General features: G+C 62.2%; 1 protein-coding gene and 1 pseudogene. One reads left to right on the top strand and one right to left on the bottom strand.

Features of this window, described 5'->3' with window-relative positions:
* The coding region (locus tag AC1D1X_RS23630; RefSeq protein WP_477699391.1) for a PQQ-dependent sugar dehydrogenase at positions 1-670 on the top strand (670 nt) is incomplete at its 5' end.
* A 97-nt stretch (positions 671-767) separates the two neighbouring features.
* On the opposite strand, the pseudogene AC1D1X_RS23625 reads toward AC1D1X_RS23630, so the two are convergent.
* Positions 768-1,279: pseudogene (locus AC1D1X_RS23625) on the bottom strand (hypothetical protein); the annotation flags it as partial.

Below are 1,279 nucleotides of genomic sequence, written 5' to 3'. Positions count from 1 at the left end.
GTATGTCACTGTCGGCTCCAACAGCAATGTGGGAGAACGCGGCATGGAAGCCGAAACCGGCCGCGCCGCCATCTGGGAGGTCGATGCCAAAACCGGCAGCCACCGCGTGTTTGCCTCGGGCCTGCGCAACCCCAACGGCATGGGTTGGGCACCCGGCAGCGGCGCACTCTGGACGGTGGTGAACGAGCGCGACGAGATCGGCAGCGACCTCGTGCCCGACTACCTGACTTCCGTGCGCGACGGCGTGTTTTACGGCTGGCCATACAGCTATTACGGCCAGAACGTGGACGACCGCGTCAAGCCGCCGCGTCCGGACCTGGTGGCGCAAGCGGTTTCACCCGACTACGCGCTGGGCTCCCATGTCGCGCCATTGGGCATGGTGTTTTCAGAAGGCAATGCGCTGCCGCCATCACTGGCCATGGGAGTTTTTATCGGTGAACACGGTTCCTGGAACCGCGTGCCGCACAGCGGGTACAAGGTGGTGTTCGTGCCTTTTCGCCAGGGCTTGCCGGCTGGTTTGCCGGTGGATGTGCTCACGGGTTTCCTGAGCCCCGAAGGCCATGCCTACGGCCGGCCGGTGGGCGTGGCGATGGACAAGCGCGGCGCGCTGCTGGTGGCTGACGATGTGGGCAACGTGGTCTGGCGGGTCAGCGCTAGCCAGCTGAAATAGGAGGTTCGGGTTTCTTGAAGAAAAAATGCCTGAAACCCTTATGTGATGAGCGCAAGCAGCTATTGATTTAATAGCAATCATGCTGCCTGAAATCGCATCAGGCGGTCGGCAACACCATGTCGGCGGTGCCCGGGCAGACCCAGCGGGGGTGTTCCCGCGAGGTGTCTATGCACCCGCCTGATGCATACACGCCCTTGGGTTCACGCATGCGCAGCATCAGTTCCAGGATTCGCGCCGTCTCGGCCGGGTCGGTGCTGGAGGACTTGACGCCGGCTTCCACGATGCTTTCATTGATACGCAACTCGCCGGCTTCGTCGGTGTAGGTGGCATACCGCCAGTGAAACAGCTCCAGGCATTTGGCCGTCAGGGTGTAGGGCTGCTCGCGCTTCCAGAAGTTGGTGAACTGCCCGTTGCCGATATAGAACACCCAGGAGCCTTCATAACCCGAAACGTCCGAGGAGTGTTCATCGGGGTTTCGGAACCAGAGGCGGTCGCCGGGCACGTAATACTTGGGCGGCAGCGGTTGTTCCATCGTGCCGTATTCGCGCAGGAACACGTCATGGAATTTGCCCGACATGATGGCGCGGCGCTCCCAGCGCTGCTGCAGCG

It is taken from the genome of Polaromonas sp. P1_G4 (assembly GCF_056405475.1).
This window is presented reverse-complemented; position numbering and strand designations above follow the sequence as displayed.